Origin of the sequence: Pedomonas sp. (genome assembly GCF_036515995.1) — a bacterium.
Classification (GTDB): Bacteria; Pseudomonadota; Alphaproteobacteria; order Sphingomonadales; family Sphingomonadaceae; genus Pedomonas.
In genome coordinates, this window is sequence record NZ_DATBUP010000003.1 from 1 (window position 1) to 2109 (window position 2109).

Below are 2109 nucleotides of genomic sequence, written 5' to 3' on the forward strand. Positions count from 1 at the left end.
GACCGGATGAAGACAGCCGTCATTGGTGAAGGTCAGACCGAGGGCATCGTCTATAACCGCGCCTTGATCGACCTGGCCCGCCATTATGGCTTTCACCCCAGAGCCTGCCAGCCCTACCGCGCCAAGACCAAAGGCAAGGTCGAGCGACCTTTCCGCTACATCCGGCAGGACTTCTTCCTGGCACGCTCCTTCCGCAATCTGGAGGATCTGAATGCTCAACTCAGGCATTGGCTGGATACGGTCGCCAATCCCAGGGTCCATGCCGCGACACTGCGGGTGGTCAACGAGGCCTTCGCCGAAGAGTGCGCCCATTTGCGCGCGCTGCCTCTGGCTCCCTTCCGCTCCGTTCTCAAGCTGGAGCGCCGCATCTCGCGCGACGGCATGGTCAGCGTTGGCGGTAATGCCTATAGCACGCAGCAGGCTGGTGGAAGTCCATTCGCTCGCTGAGGAGGTGCGCATCTTTGAGAACGGCACATTGATCGCCGTTCATCCCGTGCTGGAGGGCCGCAAGCAGCGACGCGTCCATCCCGAACATCGGCGACGCCCGACCTCTGGCCGATCTTGGCCAATGACAGGAGGGAGCGGCATCACGCTTCACGGCGCTGGCGACACGGTGCTGCAGAGACCTCTGGCATTTTACGATGCGATTGGACAGGCCATGGCGCGGGAGGGTCGGGCATGAACGCTTCACTCGATGTCGTGCCCTCGATGATTGATCGCATCCGCCACGATCTTGTCGGACTGAAGATGCCGCGGGCGCTGGAGGCCCTCGACCAGGTCGTGCGCCGCCTCGAGCATGGAGAGCTGTCGGCCCTGGAGGCGATCGATATCCTGCTGTCGGAAGAGCTGACGCTGCGCGAGAACAGCCGCATCAAGACCGCGCTGCGCATGGGCAGGCTCGCCACCATCAAGACCCTGGCGGGCTTCGATTGCAGCTTCCAGCCCTCGCTCGACAAGGACCGCATCTTCACATTGGCGCAGCTTGGCTTCATCGAGCGCAACTAGGCCGTCCACTTCCTCGGGCCGCCGGGAACCGGCAAGAGCCACCTGGCCACGGCGCTCGGGGTCGAGGCCGTCAAAGCCGGCAAGAGCGTCTACTTTTGCACGCTGGCCGACCTGATCACAGCGCTCGCCCGTGCCGAACGGGAAGCCAGGCTGCAGGAACGCATTCGCTTCTTCTGCTGGCCGAGCCTGTTGATCGTTGACGAGATCGGATATCTGCCTGTCGTCGCCGGCAGCGGCAATCTGTTCTTCCAGCTCGTCAACGCGCGCTACGAACGAGGGGCCATGATCCTGACTTCCAACCGAGGCTTTGCCGAATGAGGGGACGTCTTTGGCGATCCGGTCGTGGCCACCGCGCTGCTCGACCGCCTCCTGCATCACGCCGTGGTCGTGCAGATCGAAGGATCAAGCTACCGGCTGCGTCAGCATGCCGAACTTATGCCAGAACATGTCCGCTCAAAAGCCCTCATCACACCGCCAACCCTGGCGCCCGCGCCAAGACCGCGCGGCAGACCGCCGAAAAATGGCTACCCCTCCATGTCATCCACTCCGGCATAACTGGGGATTTTTACTTCGGCCGATCCGGATAAAATTACTTCGGCATTGACATCTTATCAGGCTCCTCAAGTGGCAGCCTGAGCCAAATTGGTCGGCGCTTACGCGCACGACCGATGATGTCTGCGAGTGGTGAGAAGAATAGCCTGACAGTCAATCGGTGCTCTGGAAGCCTATATGAGCGCACGGCACTCGATGCCGCCCCCCTTATGAGGACCAGAGCGCGCGGATCTCCATCTTGGCCCAAGGCTCAAGGCCCAGAGGCCGGATACGTTTAAGCAGACCGATTAAGCCATCCAGCGCAAACCATTTGCCGACGGGGCGGGCCATACATTCGCTCATGGTCATGTCTTGCGCTCCACAGAAAAGCCAGAAAGAGCCGTCCATCCGGAAAGTGTTAAAGATCCTATACATTAGGGCGCAAACTCATAAACTTGGTTGAGTTCCGGTCGCCAGCGTGATTCAACGGCCTTCCTGTAAAGGAGAGGCAGATGGCGCGGCGGCGATACGAACTGACGGACAGGGAATGGGCAATCATTGAACCCTTGCTTC

1 protein-coding gene and 2 pseudogenes are annotated in these 2109 nt (G+C 60.8%); 2 read left to right on the forward strand and 1 reads right to left on the reverse strand.

The genetic code is table 11. The annotated features are described in order from the left end of the window. Positions 1–682, forward strand: a pseudogene (locus VIG90_RS00110) (Mu transposase domain-containing protein); the annotation flags it as partial. Beyond that, positions 679–1560: pseudogene (gene istB, locus VIG90_RS00115) on the forward strand (IS21-like element helper ATPase IstB). The pseudogenes VIG90_RS00110 and istB, both read left to right, overlap by 4 nt. A gap of 204 nt (positions 1561–1764) precedes the next feature. On the opposite strand, the gene VIG90_RS00120 reads toward istB, so the two are convergent. Further along, a complete protein-coding gene (locus tag VIG90_RS00120) occupies positions 1765–1905 on the reverse strand; it encodes a hypothetical protein (RefSeq protein WP_331591298.1) in 141 nt (46 codons plus the stop codon). Between the last annotated feature and the right edge of the window lie 204 nt (positions 1906–2109).